The organism is Arsenophonus endosymbiont of Aleurodicus dispersus, assembly GCF_900343015.1.
Lineage (GTDB): Bacteria > Pseudomonadota > Gammaproteobacteria > Enterobacterales > Enterobacteriaceae > Arsenophonus.
Map to the genome: position 1 here is coordinate 68658 of NZ_LR025108.1, position 20749 is coordinate 89406.

4 protein-coding genes, 1 tRNA gene and 3 pseudogenes are annotated in these 20749 nt (G+C 31.4%); 4 read left to right on the forward strand and 4 right to left on the reverse strand.

Features of this window, described 5'->3' with window-relative positions; all coding sequences use genetic code 11:
* The first annotated feature begins 1332 nt into the window (after window positions 1–1332).
* A pseudogene (recB, locus tag WBAF_RS00245) lies at window positions 1333–4946 on the forward strand (exodeoxyribonuclease V subunit beta).
* 5 nt (window positions 4947–4951) lie between these two features.
* Window positions 4952–6799: pseudogene (gene recD, locus WBAF_RS00250) on the forward strand (exodeoxyribonuclease V subunit alpha).
* Between the two features lie 986 nt (window positions 6800–7785).
* Here the strand turns inward: recD and WBAF_RS00255 are convergent.
* Window positions 7786–7870 (reverse strand) — tRNA-Leu (locus WBAF_RS00255).
* Window positions 7871–10666: 2796 nt separating this feature from the next.
* Here WBAF_RS00255 and WBAF_RS02460 point away from each other — a divergent pair.
* Both WBAF_RS02460 and WBAF_RS00265 read left to right on the forward strand, forming a co-directional pair.
* Window positions 10667–10834: a DNA polymerase III subunit chi gene (locus WBAF_RS02460; RefSeq protein WP_241962858.1), complete on the forward strand. Its 168-nt coding sequence runs from the start codon at window positions 10667–10669 to the stop codon at window positions 10832–10834.
* Between the two features lie 137 nt (window positions 10835–10971).
* Window positions 10972–13668: pseudogene (locus WBAF_RS00265) on the forward strand (valine--tRNA ligase); the annotation flags it as partial.
* Window positions 13669–15642: 1974 nt separating this feature from the next.
* On the opposite strand, the gene WBAF_RS00270 reads toward WBAF_RS00265, so the two are convergent.
* The 3 genes from WBAF_RS00270 to pnp form a co-directional block, all read right to left on the reverse strand.
* Window positions 15643–17340 carry a DEAD/DEAH family ATP-dependent RNA helicase gene (locus WBAF_RS00270; protein ID WP_121463114.1) on the reverse strand — a complete coding sequence of 566 codons (1698 nt, stop codon included), beginning with the start codon at window positions 17338–17340 and terminating at the stop codon, window positions 15643–15645.
* Entirely contained in the window at window positions 17333–17392 is a 60-nt protein-coding gene (locus tag WBAF_RS02720; protein WP_501162081.1) for a hypothetical protein, read from the reverse strand. Before WBAF_RS02720 ends, WBAF_RS00270 begins: the two co-directional genes overlap by 8 nt.
* Window positions 17393–18377: 985 nt before the next feature.
* Window positions 18378–20504 carry a polyribonucleotide nucleotidyltransferase gene (pnp, locus tag WBAF_RS00275; protein WP_121463115.1) on the reverse strand — a complete coding sequence of 709 codons (2127 nt, stop codon included), beginning with the start codon at window positions 20502–20504 and terminating at the stop codon, window positions 18378–18380.
* Window positions 20505–20749 lie beyond the last annotated feature (245 nt).

Here is a 20749-nt window from a genome sequence, read left to right on the forward strand (position 1 = left end):
CAATAAATTAGTTTTACATAAAAACTTTAACACCTGATATTAATTATCAATACTATCTCCAATATCAGAATTTTTGTAAAAAAATGATTATAATATTAGTACTTCTTCTAATCTTAATGCTTATTAATGATAAGTGTTAAATACTGCTTTAAAAAATAAAGATCTGCATAAAAAAATACATTAGCTAAGTTATTACTAAAATACAGATCTAGAACATAATACTATCAATACAGTATTAATAATACCACGTGACCACGATAAAATTGCAACTATGATAAGTGCGTTCTGAAACGCTTAATCATACATAATTTAAGTTGTTTAGGTAGCTATTTAAAAGTATTAAGTGATAAACCGGATAGTAATTTAAAAACTGAGCCCAAGTATTTTTATTATCATTATTACTTAGCTAATATATATTTTGTATGGTAAGTACTCACTGAGTCAATTAGCTAAAATTGATGCTAAAATTTTTAGTTTCATTCAAAATAAAGATGTTATTTTGGGTAAGATAAATGTGCCCATTACACATGGGCTTAATGCTAACTACATTACTAATCTTTTTTATCTACTAAAATAATAAGTATTTATTTAACAGAATTAACTTACGATTCTGCTATAATTTGGTTTATAATACCTGATGAACTATCATAATATCACTATTGCATTGGTTATGTTTTAAAATTTAAAGTGGCAATTGCAAATTAGTGATTATACTCAACACCTAAAGTATATTTCTTATCTTTACCATTTCAGCAAAATAAGTTGGACAAGACAATAGCTTGAAGTTACTAATAACCTCAGCCCTTAAGTTAGCAATACAGAATAAATCAAGTTTAACAAAAATGCTTTATTTTGAACCAGGACAATACTTAAAAACTCTAAAAATAATAACGGCAAATTACATCTTAAAGTACCATCATTATTGATAATAAAGCAGCTTTACAAACGATTTTTATTGGTTAAAAAGCAAAGCTTTTAACCTTTATTGAGAGAATAAAGATTAAAATTGTAGGGGATATTATTGTTATTGATAAATAACATCAAGTTAATTTTTAACATCAAGCAAATAGTACCGATAATACATTAGCATAACCATTTTCATAATCTGATCTAAATTTATACACAATAATTTTATTTTTGATGGTAGAAAAAATTAATAAAAGTTTCGAAAAAGTTATACAGCAATATTTATTAACTTTTTATGTGACTGTTTTTTTGTAACAAACAGATTTAACTTTAACTTAACAAATTATTACTAAAGATTTAAATTTGGATAACTTATCCAGTTGAGTCTAAATTACAAAAGATTTTAATCATTGAGGTAGATGCTAAGTGAGTAATAAAAAAATACAAACTTACCAGCTAGATCCTTATTATTTGCCTCTCTATGGCCAGAGATTAATAGAAGCTTCAGCAGGAACAGGAAAAACTTATACGATAGCTTTACTCTATTTGCGATTGTTATTAGGTATTGGGCGAAAAAATGCATTTTTTCGCCCATTAAGTGTTAAAGAAATTTTAGTAGTCACTTTTACCGAAGTGGCAAGTGATGAGCTAAGATCGCGTATTAGCAAGAATATTTCTCAGATGAGAATGGCTTGTATTAGAGATGGTATTGGTTTTGATGAAAATTCAATATTTAGAAACTTACTATCTTATCTTTCAGATAAAGAAGTAGCTGCTAAATTGTTACTTGATGCTGAGCGGCAAATGGATGAGGCGGCTATTTATACTATTCATGGCTTCTGTCAACGTATGTTGGTACATAATGCTTTTGAGTCAGGCATGCTATTTGAGCCATCAATAATAAAAAATGAACATACCTTACAAAAACAGGTATGTGCTGATTTTTGGCGCTGCAACTGCTATCCACTGGATTATTCTATATCAAAAGTTATTGTTAACGAATGGAGTGATCCAGATGCACTTTTAGCGGAAATAAAGCCTTATTTACAGGGTGATATTCCTACTTTTATTAACCAAAACATTGAAGCTCAATCAATAAAACAACGTCATCAAAGACAATTAAAACTATAAAAAAAGTAAAAGCATTGTGGCTTTTAAATTCAGAAATATTTATTGATTTAATTACTAATTCCGCTATTAATAAACGTAGTTATAGTCGACATAATTTACCTAGTTGGTTAGCAACAGTCACTAGTTGGGCTCAGTCAGTAACAGTAGATTATAAAATACCTAAAGAATTAGCACGTTTTTGCCAATCTGAACTGATAGATAAAACATCAACAGGTAGTGTACCTCAACATGAGGTTTTTCTTGCTATTGATAATTTATTACGACAATCACTTACATTACGTGATCTTATTATTTCAAAAGCTATTATTGATGTTCGCCAAACAATTGCTAAGGAAAAAAAACAACGTGGAGAGATTGGATTTGATGATTTATTAAGTAATTTAGATAAGGCATTACATGCAGAAAGTGGAGAACGATTAGCTAACACTATCCGCCATCGTTACCCCGTTGTTATGGTTGATGAATTTCAAGATACTGATCCGCAACAATATCGAATTTTTCAACGGATTTATCAAGGAAGTAATAATTATGGCTTACTATTTATTGGCGATCCTAAACAAGCTATTTATGCTTTTCGTGGAGCGGATATTTTTACTTATCTTCAAGCTAAAAATCAGATTGAATCACATTATACTCTTGATATTAATTGGCGTTCTTCACCAAATATGGTTGCGGCTGTAAATCAATTATTTAGTCTAGCAAAAAACCCGTTTTTATTCGAGCAAATACCGTTTAAGACAGTGAAATCAGCCTATTCAAATTCAAATCAGCATTTAGCATTTGTTCATAAAAAAGCAACATTATCAGCTTTAAATTTTTATTATTTAGACAAAGAAACTGTTTCAATCTTAGATTATCAACAAACTATGGCTTACCAGTGTGCTCATCAGATTTGTGATTGGCTTAAAGAGAGCGAAAATGGAAAAACCTGGCTATATCGAGATGATGTAACCAGACCGGTAAAAACGGCGGATATTATGGTATTAGTCAGAAGCCATCACGAAGCAGTTATAATACGAGAAACATTAAGTAAATTTAATATTTCTTCAGTTTTTCTTTCTAATCAAGAAAGCGTTTTTAATACTGATGAAGCACGAGATCTATTATGGTTATTACAAGCTGTGCTATCACCTGAAAAGGAGCGCACGATGCGTTGTGCATTGGCTACTCGTTTAATCGGGCTAACTGCGCAAGATATTGAGCAATTAAATCAGGATGAAAATCAGTGGGAAATACGGGTTGAAGAGTTTGTCAATTATTTATTGATTTGGCAACGACATGGTATTTTGCCTGCATTACGGGCTATTATGATTCACCATAAGATTGCTGAAAACCTACTAATGGATAATATAGATGGTGAAAGGCGCTTGATGGATGTGATGCATATTAGTGAATTGTTGCAAGAAGCTGAATTACAACTTGAAAGTGAGCATGCTTTAGTCAACTGGTTAGCTAAAAAAATCGAACAACCAGATCCTTCGGTAGAAAATCAACAAATACGTTTAGAGAGTGATAGTCACGTAGTTAGTATTAGTACAATTCATAAATCTAAAGGTTTAGAATATCCTATTGTTTGGTTACCTTTTGCATGTCAATTATCGAAGCAAAAATTAGCTACTTTTCATGATCGTAATAATTTTAAAATATGCCTTGATCTAAGGAAAAATGAAGAAAGCATTAAGCTAGCTAATGAAGAATCTTTAGCTGAAGATTTGCGGCTATTATATGTTGCACTAACTCGCTCAATTTATCATTGTAGTGTTGGTATTGCCCCTTTAGTTAAAGGTCGGCTGAATAGGCTCAGTGGTGACACTGATTTACATAAAAGCGCATTAGGTTACTTATTACAAAATGGACAACCAGGTAATGCTACTTTATTACGTAATGCTTTAGACACATTAGTAAGTGAAAATATTAGTATTACAACCATTAATGATATTCACTTATCTCCTTGGTATCCTAAAGACAATAAACCAATGAAGTTATTGGCTAGAAATTTTACCGGTAAAATACAAAATACCTGGCGGGTTACTAGCTATTCAGGATTATATGATATAGATTCATTATCTGATAAGGTTACTGCTAGTGATAAAAATATCAATATTTCTATACAAGCTTTGGTACCTAAAATAGACTATGATGCGCAAAGTGACAGCTTATTAATTCAAGGTGAAATAGCAGATAGAAGTGTTCACACCTTTCCTAAGGGTGCTAAAGCAGGAACTTTTTTGCATTCCCTGTTAGAATTACTGCCATTTAATAAATATCTACAAGAGTCCTGGTTAGCTGAAAAATTAGAACAATCAGGTTTTTCTGCTGATTGGGCACTTGTGCTTAAAATGTGGCTAATAAATATTTTTAACACTCCTTTACTTAAAGATAATTTAAGCTTGTTAAAGATCAATCCTGAGTTGCATTTAAATGAAATGCCATTTTATTTACCAATAAAAAAATTATTATCACCTTCTGCATTAGACAAGCTAGCACATAAATATGATATTTTATCTCAACGTTGCCCACCACTTAGTTTTGTGCCAATAACTGGAGTTTTAAAAGGTTATATTGATTTAGTTTTTTGCTGGCAAGATAGATTTTATTTGCTTGATTATAAATCAAATTGGTTAGGAGAAAATAGTCTAGCATATAGCCAAGAGGCAATACAGAATTCTATAATTGATCATAGATATGATTTACAGTATCATCTTTATACATTAGCTATACATCGTTATTTACGAAATCGGTTACCTAATTATAATTATCAAAAACATTTTGGTGGTGTTATCTACCTTTTTTTACGTGGTATTGATGCCAATAATCCTGGTTATGGTATTTATCATACTATTCCAACTTATGCGTTTATTAAGAGCCTAGATGAGTTATTTAATGCAACTAATAGAGATCAGGAATAGGAATAATGATAACTTTACTAAAGCAAGCAGCGGAGCTTAATTTATTTATTTGTTTAGATATACAGCTTGCAATTCGTTTAGCTAATGATGAAAACCCATTATTATTATTAATATTTGCAATATTAAGCGCTGAAACTAGAGCAGGACATGTTTGCTTATTTATTAATAAACTTCAACCAGCCTATTTATTTGAAGGTAGAAAAACTGAAATTGCCTTTATGCTTTGGGAAATGGCAGGAGCACCGGATATTAGAAGGATTTATACTGAGCTTAAACAATGTGATGCAGTTTGTGATGCAACGCAATCAGTAGCAAAACCATTAGTTTTATCAGATAACAAACTTTATTTTCATAGGATGTGGGCGGATGAAGAATTAGTAGATGACTTTTTTTCTCAAAATTTATTAGAAGACGTTGATGAACAACGTTTAGAGACTATTTTAACACGTTTTTTTGCGTATTCAAAAACAAAAGATTAGCAAAAAATAGCTGTTGCAGTTGCAGTAACAAGTAGGATTTCTATTATTTCTGGTGGACCAGGTACAGGTAAAACCACAACAGTAGCACGTTTATTAGCTACTTTAGTACAATTAAGTGATAAAAAATTAATCATTCAGCTAGCTGCACCAACAGGAAAAGCTGCTGCTCAATTAACAGAATCATTAAGTAATGCATTATTAAACCTGAATTTATCTGCCGATGAGTATACGGTTATGCCAAAACAAGCTCAGACTGTGCATCGATTATTAGGCGCTCAACCCAATAGCCAGTTATTACGTTATCACAAAGATAATCCACTCTTGTTAGAAGTTGTAATAATTGATGACGCATCTATGATTGATCTTCCTATGATGGCAAGATTAATTGAAGCTCTACCTAGTCATGCACGTGTAATTTTGCTAGGTGATAAAGATCAATTAGCTTCTGTTGAAGCTGGTGCTGTTCTAGGCGATATAGGCGATATTTGTCGTTTTTCAGAATCTGGATATAGTTGTGAAAGAGCAGCGCAACTCACTAAAATAACAGGTTATGACTTATCTAATTTTATATCAAATAATGGACCAAAGGTTAAAGATAGAATTTGCTTCTTACGAAAGAGTTATCGTTTTGATGCCCAATCAGGAATTGGGCGACTTGCTACTGCAATCAACCAAGGCAATATTGTCCATGTTGAACAACTATTAGCACAGCAAAACGTGGATATTAATTTTAATTCAATGGATTGGTCTGAAAAATATAGCAAATTACTTTTTGATGCTGCTGAATGCTACCGTTGCTATCTAAATATAATAACAATTAGTAAAGATCCTGAAGAGATATTGATTAACTTTAACCGTTATCGTTTATTAGCTCCTTTAAGGGAAGGACCATACGGTGTTATAGGGTTAAATTATAAGCTAGAACAGCTTTTACATCGTCAAGAAAATATTAGACGGCCTGCATATAGCTGGAATAAAAACTATAAAGGTCGTCCAATCATGATTACCCAAAATGATCGTACTCTTGGTTTATTTAATGGTGATATTGGTCTTATGTTACCAGATAATCAACAAAATTTAAAAGCTTATTTTAAGTTGCCTAATGGGGTAATAAAAAAAATACAACCTACTCGTTTACCTCAGCATGAAACTACTTTTATTATGACAGTACATAAATCCCAAGGATCTAAATTTGATCATGCTGCATTAGTTTTACCACCAATTTTTACCACTATTCTTAGTAAAGAACTTATTTATACGGCAATTACTAGAGCAAAAAATAAGCTAACAATTTATGCTGATCTTGATATTTTTACTAAAGCATTAATGACATCAACAGAAAGACGTAGTGGTTTAAATGAACCATTACTTTAATAACATTATCAGCTAATATAAATAACGATAAAAGTTTAAAATAATAACTATCTTTTTTTCGTAAACTACATTAAAGTATCTTGATATATAACTTTAATTTTAACGTTTAGCAATTAGTAAGTTATTAGTATCAACTATTCTAGTTATGCTATTAATTTTTTTATATAAGTAAAAATATTTTTAGATGCTGCTTAATATATTTAAATATTCCATTGAACCTAATTTGATTTCATCAATAGCCAACTCAAATATTATTAAGCAAAAATTATATTTTTAATTTACTCTATTTACACTTATTTAATTAAGTAGTAATTTGAAAAATATTTTTTTATGGAAACTTAAAAGGATACTTTTTCCACATCATTTTATAAGTTTCTAGTTAATATTTTATTCTAATTGAAATCACAGATAACAAGTAACTAAATTTTACAACAATATACCATTTTCATAAAAAATATATAGTAACGTTTTATTCATTTTGCTAATTATTATTCCTAATATTGGCAAATATATTATTTTAATAATAATGATGAAATTACTTCTTGGGGGTAAATTTTAAATTTAGTAAAATTAATGGAACATAAATCCACCTGAAATAAAAATTAACAAAAAATAATATTTATTAATTTAATATTTCATTTATTATAAAGATGAAACACTACCTTTGAGCTATATTAAAAGGTGACATGAAATGTCATTTTATAATATTACCGGTTAATTAGAGCTGCAATGTAATCAGCTAACATTGCTCTACAATGAAATAACATATAATATGTGTTTAACAATAATAATTAAACTATATAATTTATTTAATCGCACTAATCTAAATAGACATTATCCTTTATTAACTTCACACCCCAATGAATATATAAATTTTATTAAAGCACAAACTATACTAACACATAGTTTAATATAAATTAAACTAGATCAGTAGGCACCTTCCTTGATAAGACTAAATTATAAAAAACCCAAAACCAAATACTTTATGGTGCCGAAGGCCGGACTCGAACCGGCACACCAGAAGGTGGTTGATTTTGAATCAACTACGTCTACCAATTTCGCCACTTCGGCATTGAAGAATAATTATGAAAAACGATGTTATTATACTTGTAGTTTCAACAAGCGCAAATGTTATTATTCACAAATAGCGTTAAGTACTTAAAAAGCTATTATATGATAGGGCCAAAATTTGTCAGCTAATACGACAAACTATAGTGGTAGAATTTTTACCAAGTTTTCTTTCAGTTCAGTGATGCACTACATTTGCTACTAGTTACTAATAGCAATATATTTATATATAAAAATAGGTTTCATCATCTATTCCACACTTTTTCTTGCGAGAAGTAGATTATTTCATTACCTATTTCTAGTATTATGTAATTTTATTAATGACTAGTAAATTTCATGTTGCTAAATTTATATAACTTCCGCAAATTTTGCTTTGCTGTTATAGGTTAATTTTAGCTACTAAATTAAACAGCAGCTGCTCAATAACCGGTTCCATTAATAACAAACAATTAAATTAAGGCTAATCCAATAGATATCTTTTTGATCTTTTAGTAAGAACTATTGACTTTTACTCAGTTAAATATTTTTTCTTTTTATAATTATGCCACAAAAATTATTTTTGCCGCCTATTTTTAGCCTGGCTTATTATTTGTTGATTATAATCATCGCTCTGTTTAGACAGAGCACAGATAAAAAAATTATCAATAATTTAAATCAAAAATTTTCAGGTTAGGTAAACCTGATAGTAAGTTGCTACTGTGTTTAATTTTAATTAACAGTAGACTAAAATGAGCAAATTAATAGTATCATTACTTACAAGCCAAACTTTATTATTTTAGCTTGTACATCGGATTTAGAGATAATCAAGGTAATTTATTGTGTTTAATTTAGTATCAGTAACTTAGCTAAGGATAAAAACTATCTGAATAACTTTAGTAATTATTTAAATTAATTGGCGATTATTAACTATAATTAATGATATAACTCAACTAAATATAAAGCTACTATTCATCAGAATAATAATATATAACTGTGGATATAAGTTATTATCAAATGCAGAATAACCTAAGGTTGGAAATTAAAAGCACAATATAACTATGTTAATCATAGATATGTTTGCAGCTATTGTTAACTTATTATACGCTAGGTAACCAAACTAGTAATGAATATCTTTTGATATATTATTACTTTTACTAAATTTTAAAGTTGGTGTTTCATTGTTATTGATATTTTTTATTAATTACAGGCACTTGGTATGTTTAATTGCCTAATATAATCTCCTATAGTTTTAATTAAGATAAAAAGTAATAATACATATTACTTACTAAAGGCATCTTTTAGACGCTGAAAATTGGTGAATATATTTTATTAATTAAAATACAATAATATATTTATGTTTTTATTAAATAATAAAAATTTTAATACATGCTCTTATACTAAATTAATCTTTATTCATATATTGGGTTTTATCATAAAAAATATTATGATAGAGGGTTTCTTCGTCCTCTGTCTACGATTATTAACTAGGGTAACTTAGATCTACAAGAGCATTAACAATGCTAAAACCAATGATCAATACCTAAAATTAATCTCACTTTTCAATTTTCGTTAATTAAAGTCAAGCATTAGCAAATAATAATTGCAACATCTCAAGATGTTCTGATTAAAATAATTAATATTATCGTAATAGCTATACTCGGCAAGTACTTTTTACTTTTATAAACCACTTTTTCTTGTGCACTTTTACTAACCGTAATTTTATATTTTTGTAAAAATGCTGATACTTCATTTAACTGTCGTTAGTTTAACATAAAGCATCTATTTCATAGGGTAAATTTATACTGTTCATTAATTTTAGTAATAGTATTAATTAAGTAAAATAAATGTAATTTAGTGTAAAAACTGGTAGCCCAGAGAAACAGCATAGCAAGTATATTTAAACAAACAACTGGATCATGCCATAAAAAGTAAAGTGGGGTCAGATTAATATGCAGCAAGCCAGGCAATGCCGCTTATTTAGCTTCACAAGCAGGAAAAGAACAGATGAAAAACTAGCTATGAGCTTATATTTAGAAGTTTTAGCCAAAACTAAAAATATATATTATATCAATTAAAGAAATAAAGATCTAAAAATAAAATTAATTATGTAGGTAAAGCCTTAAATTTTTACTATGGTAAGAGTTATATTAAATCATCCGATAGTATGGATGAAATAAAATATAATATGTTTGTTGCTGCAACTGTTTGATTTATTGCTCAACAATGATATTTAAACAACCATGTGAAGATTAGTCCTTTGTGAAACATTAACTTATATATAAATTGTATATTTTGATGTAGTAATTGATATTGCAACTTTAAATGGAGCCTATATTATTGCACTATAGTTGGTGGATTAATATAATATAAAAATAACTTCTTAACTAAGTAAGCGAGCAATAAAATATGGCATAGACCTATAAAACGTTATCTAAACAGTTATAATACAATTTTGCTAATATTGCCAGTCAATATAGAAGACCGACCATACAGGTGGTATAATTACCAATAGTAGTTTTATAGAAAATTTTGCTACTAAATATTACTTAGCACATTTAAATATTACAATAATAGCAATTAGGAAAAGTAAAAGAAGCAACAGACCACCTGGTAGTGGTCCTTGCTAAATTTATATTAATTCATGCTTATATAAGCTGTTACAAATATAAGCATGAATTGATAATAGACTTTTATCAGCAAGACCTTTTTCTATAAAAGTAATGCGATGAAACTTGCTATTTAATAGCACAACCATCTTTACAAGCAGAACTTGAAAGTAATGAATGGTTCACCTATCAGCTAACAGCAGAAAAATGGCAGATGGGTGATTTAATTGCTTGTGAGAATCAAATACAAGCCAAAAAATTAGATGAAATACTTTATAAAATAAAAACTTATCAATTTATACCGCATAATTTAGCCGGTGAAGGCACTCGATATGGAGCACCGGTTGAGTTTTGCTGGACAACAAAACTGTGGAGCTCATAAAGATATATATTAATAAATTTACAATCAATATAATGATATAAAAAAAATTAGCACGGTAACGATACAAAACTTATCGCAGTATTAATTTTAATTTAGTCATAGCAGATACCAAATAACTTAATAAATAACAAAGAAAGATGAAAAAGAAACAATCAAATCAAATTCAATCTAAGCCATTACTTGATAAAACTTATCAACCAGCTGCAATTGAACAACATTTATATGTAAACTGGGAAAAAAAAGGCTATCTTGCACCACAAGGTAATAATGGCAAACAGAATTTTTGTATTGTTATCCCACCGCCTAATATTACAGGTAATCTGCATATGGGACATGCTTTTCAGCAAACCATAATGGATACCTTAATTCGATATCAACGCATGCAAGGGAAAAATACCCTGTGGCAAAGTGGCACCGATCACGCTGGTATCGCCACTCAGATAGTTGTTGAGCGCAAAATTGCTGCAGAAGAGAATAAAACTCGCCATGACTATGGCAGAGAAGAGTTTATTGAAAAAATTTGGCAATGGCAAGCAGAATCTAGACGGAATATTTCTCAGCAAATGCGCCGACTAGGTGATTCTATTGATTGGCAACGTGAACGCTTTACCATGGATGATGGACTATCTAAAGCAGTAACAGAAGCATTTATTAGTTTATATCAAGATGATCTTATTTATCGCGGTAAAAGATTAGTTAACTGGGATCCTAAGTTACATACGGCTATTTCAGATTTAGAAGTTGAAAATCGAGAAGTTAACGGTTTGATGTGGTATTTACGTTATTATCTGGCAGATAAGGTAAAAACATCAACAGGACAAGATTATCTGGTTGTTGCTACTACTAGACCAGAAACCATGCTGGGTGATACTGGTGTAGCAGTCAATCCAGCAGATCAGCGATATAAGGATTTAATCGGCAAACAAATTTTACTGCCATTGGTTAATCGTCGTATTCCTATCGTCGGTGATGAATACGCCGATATGGGAAAAGGCACCGGCTGTGTTAAGATAACACCGGCGCACGATTTTAATGACTATGAAGTAGGAAAACGTCACATGTTGCCTATGATCAATATTTTAGATTTCAATGGCCATATCCGCAAGCAGGCTGAAGTATTCGACAGCGCAGGCAACCCTAGCAATATTTATACAACGACCATCCCTGCATCCTATCAGGGAATAGAGCGTTTTATTGCTAGAAAAGCAATAGTCAGTGAATTAGAAAAACTAGGATTATTAGTATCCACAAAACCGCATCAGCTGACCATTCCTTATAGCGATCGTAGCGACGTTGTTACTGAACCCATGCTTACAGATCAATGGTATGTTCGTACACTACCATTAGCTGAAAAAGCTATTGCCGCAGTAAAAGATGGTCGTATTAAGTTTGTTCCTAAACAGTATGATAATATGTATTTTTCCTGGATGAAGAATATTCAAGATTGGTGTATTTCACGACAATTATGGTGGGGGCATAGAATACCAGTCTGGTATGATAAAGACGGTAATGTCTATGTAGGACATGACGAAGAAGAAGTTCGTCGAGAGAATAATCTTAGTGCTGATATTAGCCTACATCAGGATGAAGATGTATTAGATACTTGGTTCTCTTCTGGTCTGTGGACCTTTTCAACCTTAGGCTGGCCAGAAAATAGCGAGGAGTTAAAAAAATTCCATCCAACGGATGTGTTGGTTAGTGGTTTTGATATTATCTTTTTCTGGATAGCACGCATGATCATGCTAACAATGTATTTTATCAAAGATGAAAATGGCCAAGGTCAAATTCCTTTTAAAACGGTCTATATGACAGGCCTGGTACGTGATGAAGAAGGACAAAAAATGTCAAAATCTAAAGGTAATGTTATAGATCCGCTTGATTTAATAAATGGGATAACGCTGGAAGATTTAATAACAAAACGTACTAGCAATATGATGCAACCCCAATTAGCAAAAAAAATTGCTAAGCATACCCGTAAAAAATATCCACACGGCATTAAAGCGCATGGTACCGACGCTTTACGCTTTACGCTCGCCGCATTAGCATCGACCGGGCGAGACATTAATTGGGATATGAAACGCCTTACTGGTTATCGCAATTTTTGTAATAAACTTTGGAATGCCAGTCGTTATGTATTGATAAATACTGAAGGACAAGATTGTGGTCAGCATGGTGGAGAAATTACTTTATCACTAGCTGATCGCTGGATCATGGTTGAATTTAATCAAACGATAGAATTGTACCGTGAAGCGCTGGATACTTATCGTTTTGATATAGCTGCGAATATTTTGTATGAATTTACCTGGAACCAATTCTGCAATTGGTATTTAGAACTATCTAAACCAGCTATCTATAAAGGAAACGAAGCAGAAATTCGTGCGACACGTTATACCTTGATTCAAATATTAGAATGCTTATTACGGCTAGCGCATCCTATTATTCCATTTATTACCGAGATGATTTGGCAGCGAGTGAAAGTAGTTAAAGGCATCCAACAAGACACTATTATGTTACAGCCTTTTCCAATCTTTGATCCAAACAAAGTTGATGAAGAAGCACGTTATAATATGAAATGGTTAAAAGAAATCATTATTGTCATACGTAACATTCGGACAGAAATGAATATTTCACCAGCTAAGCCATTAAATCTGATACTGCGTGGTACTAGTCACTCAATCAAACTCCGTATTACAGAAAATATGAATTTTCTTCAAGAAATGGCCCGCCTTAATTCTATTACTATATTAGATGAACAACAATCAACACCGATTGCAGTCACTAAACTTATAGATGGCACTGAAGTCTTGATCTTCATAGCCGATTTAGTAGATAAAAATAAATTATAGCTTTGCCGATAACCTGCTGCTGTTGTTGAAAAATAGCGTGAACGCCTTGCAACACATTTAGCAGCAAGACAAAAACTTAATAATCAAAAAGTAACGATTAGTTAACTTTAATAGCAGTATTGTTAAATAACAAACTTACTAAACTTAATACGCATACATCAGATCTGGAAATTTAGTTAAAATAATAACCAATGGATTGAAAAATCCACTTTTTTAGCAAAAAATATAATAGCGCGTTCATGATAACTTTGATTATAATCAGTTTTAACTCGATTATTAAACCATTATTCAGTTGTCTAGTACAACTAAAACCTAAATACGCAAACTTATGACTATTATGATTATGAATGCTATACTAAAAATAAGTATAGAAACTGAATAAAGCTAACCATAAATTCACTTCATAAAATTATTATTCAATACAGTTACTTATTTATAACCACTCTCTTTTCTATTAGAACAATTTTATTCTAGTGTAATACCTTTAAGTTTAATAAGATCCTCACAAGTTATTAACCCCAATTTTTAGTCTATATCAACACCACAATACAGTGATGAATTTCTAGATGTTTTAAACTTTTTAATCTAATTTTAATGCCACTATCGCCCTATCTATGTGTTGATATAATTAATAACCTTCCCATAGTTAGTTAACTAATAAGAGCTATGATTACAATAAAAATTTTTTATAATCAAAATTTGAATATTAATTCAATCAAAAATAACTAAAACTACATATTTTAGTTAATAAAAAACGACTTACTTATCATTACTGAGTTAATATCAACAAAAAAAGTTGATTTAAAATTGATGTTAGATTAGTAAATAAAAAAATAGACCATTATCAATACAATTAACAAAAATTATTTATGTTACATTACAAAAAATATTTTTTAAATTCAATGTTTTATATTTGATAATATTTTATCAATTTTATTGATGTAATCACTTGCTATGGCTATGCTAACAGTGCAGTGCAACGTATAGTACGCTAAAAATGTGATTAAAATAAAAAACAAATGATCAAAGATATGGATAACTTGAGTTATTATATTTAGGATGCTTATAGTACAAAGTAACAACAAGAATCAGTTGTCTATTCAAGACATAATCTTGATTTATGGCTGAACCATTCATTCATTAACTCAATAGTTATTTAAATTTAATAATAATCATGATAATTTTATTACTCTAGAAACTTTATACATACTAGATCTAACATTATTATAGAATAAGTTAGAATTAATATTATTTATATAACTCAAGTACAATTAGTTCCATCAGAATATGCTAATGTTAAAGTCCTAAACTATAATCTAACCTTAGCGCTAGGATTACTAATGGAATTATTATGTACAGTAGGCTTGCCTACCTTGATTTTTTAATCAGATATTCATTCCTGTCTATCTCAATTTTAAATATTACACTAATAAAAGTGATTTTTCTCGGTTTTATTTTAGATAAATAATTAGTTAAAGACATCAAATACGATGATTAAAAATCAAATTTTACCATGAATACTTTTGCTAACTAAATATTTGTCGTTAATATCTTGATCTTGCATATATTGAGAATATGCTGTAAATAAATACTTTTCATAAGTACATTTTTATATTTCAAAAAAATAATATTATACCAATAACCAACCCCATTTATATCCTGCTGGCCACAAACGAACAAAGTATGAAATAACGCTAAAATCAAATTTCAATCAATTACTATTCAAAGTTAGGATTAATATCTAGTTAATCTTTATTGCAGAACGCTACCTAGCCTTAGGTTAGGTAAATATCTAACTAAATTAGTTAACAATGATAAATTTTTAACTTAAGCACACGATTTCGGTGTTGTTAATAATCTTATTAAGCAATAAATACCTTATAGTATAACTATCTATTTTTCACTACAACAACGTTGCTGTTAACGCTCACTACGAGGTTCATAATGCTACGTCCTACATAATTAACGACTATTACGGTGTCCAACATTCCCGCGACGTTTAAATGATTGTGCTTCACCTAACAGGTGTATTTGCATTGGCTTATTCAAAATACGTGTGCGTGTTAAATGATTAAGTAACTCATTTGGCATGCCTTTTGGTAACTCTATCGTTGAATGTGAGGCAAATAACTTAATATTACCAATATAACGACTACTAATATCAGCTTCGTTAGCAATTGCACCCACAATGTGGCGAACTTCAACGCCATCTGCATGACCAACTTCAATACGATACAATTCCATATCACCTACATAACGACGCTCATGACGCGAACTACCATTGCTGCGACTAAACTCATCACGTAAATTAAATTTATGTTTTGAATAACCAGTAGTATCAGGTGGCAATATTAATGGTCGATCACTTTGCGCTATTTTTAATAGCGCTGAAGCTAATGTTTCCATATCCAGCTTATCATCAACAACTAATTTAGTCAGTAATTCACGATATTTATCTAAATCACGGCTTTCTAATTGCTTTTGAATATTTTCAGCAAATTTAGCTTGACGAGCTGCACTTAAAAATGCAGAACTTGGTAACTCAACTTCTGCAATTGGCTGCTTCATGGTACGCTCAATATTACGTAATAGTCGACGTTCACGATTATCAACAAACAAAATAGCACGTCCAGATCTACCTGCCCGACCGGTACGACCAATTCGATGCACATAAGACTCGGCATCCATTGGTATATCATAATTGACTACTAAATTAATACGTTCAACATCTAGACCACGAGCTGCTACATCAGTAGCAATTAATATATCAAGACGGCCATCTTTTAAACGCTCTAATGTTTGCTCACGTAAATCTTGATTCATATCACCATTTAGAGCAGAGCTGTTATAGCCACTACGTTCAAGTACTTCAGCAACCTCTAATGTTGCATTTTTAGTGCGTACAAAAATAATTGCCGCATCAAAATTTTCAGCCTCCAAAAAACGAACCAATGCTTCATTTTTGCACATACCATATACAAACCAATAACTTTGGGTAATATCTGGACGTGTCCTAATACTAGATTTTATCCTGATCTCTTTTGGGGATTTCATAAAGCGATGGGTAATACGACGGATAGCTTCTGGCATTGTTGCAGAAAACAGCGCCGTTTGATACTCAGTTGGGATCTGACTAATAATATTTTCAACGTCTTCTATAAAACCCATACGTAACATTTCATCAGCTTCATCAATAACTAAACCACATAAATGTGATAAATTTAATGTACCACGTTTTAAGTGATCTAATAAGCGACCCGGTGTTCCTACTACAATTTGCGGACCTTGCCTTAGTGAGCGTAACTGGTAATTGTAACGCTGACCACCATAGAGTGCGACAATATTTACTAAACTCATGTGTTTAGAAAATTCACCCATGGCTTCAGCAACTTGGACTGCTAACTCACGCGTTGGTGCCAACACTAAGATTTGAGGTGCTTTCAATTTCATATCTATATTATGTAATAGCGGTAAACTAAAAGCCGCTGTTTTACCACTACCGGTTTGTGCCATACCTAATACATCGGCACCACCTAACAAATAGGGTATACATTGCTGCTGGATTGGGGATGGTTTTTCGTAACCAAGGTCATTTAGTGCAGAAATAATTGGTTTTGATAAACCTAAATCATCAAAAGAGATTTCATTCTCATTAGTCATGTAAAAGTGCCTCATTTATTATGGCAGCCAGGTTACATAACCCTGAGAACAAATTAGGTTATTTTCATTTTAAATATGAACTGGCTTAAATTTTATTATTAAACGAACATTAAGACTTCATCGATTGTTATGAAGTCTTAATGTTCGTCGCTACTGTTAGCCTGATTCTGAAAGGTCATCTTGTACCTGCACAACAAAGCCAGTTCTAACAGGGCATAGCGGTATAAAATAAATACTATATGCATTGCTAGCTACCGTATAGCACTATAGTTGTAATATTTACCTCAATAAAAATTAGTTTCACTAAGATGCTCAGTAAGCTGAATGTTATCTATTTAATTATTTAAAAGCTAACCATCAATGTTTTTTCACTCACTGATTTTACCTGAATAGAATTTAACTATATTCTAACCCCATTGCTATTTTTCAACTTTTGGTTATCTATATTTCTCAAATAAATAAAGCTATAAAATCTGGATAGTATTATTGGCTCTTATCGATAAGAGGATATCACCCTGAGCCAATCGTGCAATACCATGATTTATATGGGCTAGCTAAATTGTAAATTAGATAAAGCTCTAAAACGAATTAAACTCTTTATAGGCAGCATAAATCAAAATTCCTTGCCAGGATAAAATATCTTCCAAGAAAATTTTAAATTACGTACTATCTGGACGTATAGATAGTAGAATCACTGCTAGTTAGAGCAATCAATACGATATTATCATACAAAACACCACGCTAAGATAAAAATGTGCATCTTCATCATCAGATAATAACCAACTAGTAAGTTACTTCTTGTTGCAATTTAGGTGGCATTGGGATTACAAAGACTTGACTCTTAAGCAAATATTCACTATTGCTACTTACAATAAAAATAATAGCTGTAATGTAAAGCAAGTACAGAAAAACTTCATATTCTGTATCCAGAATACAGAAACAAATCAAAGTATCCCATCAATCACTAAAACTAAATATAACTTAGTTATTTAAAATACTAGGCTCTATTTTTACAGGACACCGAGCTTTACGTCAAATTATTCTGCAGAAATATGTGTTTCTGTTTCATGTAGCTTTTCAGTGTAACCCACATCTTTAATACTAAGACGAATACGTCCCTGCCGATCAACCTCCAAAACTTTAACTAGTACTTCCTGATATAACTGTAAGTAATCAGTAACTTTTTCAACGCGTTTTTCTGCTATCTGAGAGATATGTACTAACCCTTCTTTACTACCACTGATGGCCACAAAAGCCCCGAAGTCAACAATACGTGTTATTTTGCCCTGATAAACACCGCCAACTTTAACTTCTGTGATAATCTCTTCAATACGACGAATAGCAGCTTCAGCTTTAAAACTATCGGTTGCCGCAATTTTTACAGTACCATCATAATCAATTTCAATCGTAGTACAGGTTTCTTCAGTTAATGTTCTAATGACAGAACCACCTTTACCTATCACATCTTTAATCTTATTAGGATTGATGTGAATAGTGTGAATACGTGGCGCAAACTCAGAAATATCTTCACGAGGGCGATTAATCGCCTCTTCCATAATACTTAAAATATGTAAACGAGCTACTTTTGCTTGGTTTAACGCAACTTGTATAATTTCATGCGTAATGCCCTCAATCTTAATATCGATTTGCAGAGCACTAATACCTTCACGACTACCTGCGACTTTAAAATCCATATCTCCTAAATGGTCTTCATCACCCAAGATATCTGAAAGCACCACAAAATTATTATTTTCTTTCACTAACCCCATGGCAATACCTGCCACTGCTGCCTTAATTGGAACACCTGCATCCATTAATGCTAGTGATGCCCCACAAACAGAAGCCATAGAAGAAGATCCATTAGATTCTGTAATTTCAGACACTACACGTACAGTATAGGGAAACTCTGACTGAATCGGCATCACTGCTAATACTCCACGCTTAGCCAAACGTCCATGGCCAATTTCACGACGTTTGGGTGAACCAACTAACCCTATTTCACCTACTGAATAAGGAGGAAAATTATAATGAAATAGAAAACGATCGGTATATTCACCCATAAGCTCATCAACAACTTGTGCATCACGTTCAGTACCAAGAGTTACTGTGACTAACGCCTGTGTTTCTCCACGAGTAAATAACGCTGAACCATGACTACGAGGTAATACACCAGTACGTACATCAAGTGCACGCAACATATCTTTTTCTCTACCATCAATACGCGGTTCACCTTTTAATACCCTAGTTCGGACCACTTTTTTCTCTAAATATGATAAATATTTATTTATTTCAGCAACATCTAAAGATTTATTTTCGGCCAAAAGTACACTCACAACATCTTCTTTAATTAAATTAACTTTAATATAACGCTCTTTTTTTTCAGTAATAAGAAGTGCATCACTTAATCGCTGTTCAGATAATTCTGCAATACGATTATATAATTTTTGATTAATCGCTTCTGGTTGCCAATCGCATTTTTTTTTACCGATTTTTGTCGCCAAAACATTAATATTATCAATCAAGATTTGTTGCTGCTCGTGACCAAAAACAACCCCACCAAGCATCTGATCTTCTGTTAATAAATCAGCTTCCGACTCTATCATTAGTACCGCACTCGCTGTACCAGCAACAACTAAATCTAAGCGACTACTTTTTAACTCATTAATGGTAGGATTTAAAACATACTCATCATCAATATAACCAACGCGGGCTGCTCCAATTGGACCATTAAATGGAATATCTGATATAGACAATACAGAAGATGCTCCAATAATAGCAACAATATCAGGATTAACTTGCGGATTAACGGATACAACCGTAGCAATAATTTGTATTTCATGGCAAAATTCATCTGGAAACAAGGGACGAAGTGAACGATCAATTAGCCTAGCTATCAGCATTTCACCTTCACCAGGACGCCCTTCACGACGGAAAAAACTGCCGGGTATTCTACCAGCAGCATATGATCGTTCCTGATAGTTAACTATCAGTGGAAAGAAATCCTGCCCTTCTTTCATTTTCTTCTGCCTAACAACAGTGACAAATACGACCGTATCATCCATGCTAACCATAACTGCAGCAGTCGCTTGACGAGCCATCATACCAGTTTCGATAGTAACTGTATGTTGACCATATTGAAATTTATGAATAATAGGATTAAGCAAAATAATACCCTTTTAATAGTTTTTTATTTATATAACAAAACTAATATTTACGTTCTTGTTACATCCTTACAACTAATGATAATACTTGACTACATTTACTGATCTTTTAAATTTCAGCATTCTCATTAGCCACCAGAACTAGTTGGAGCTAAAGAAGATCACATTATTTTAAAATAAATTGAAAATATTTTATTTCCTATACATGTTTTATAAGTGTAAAAATTTTTTATGTGTTCTAGCAGAAC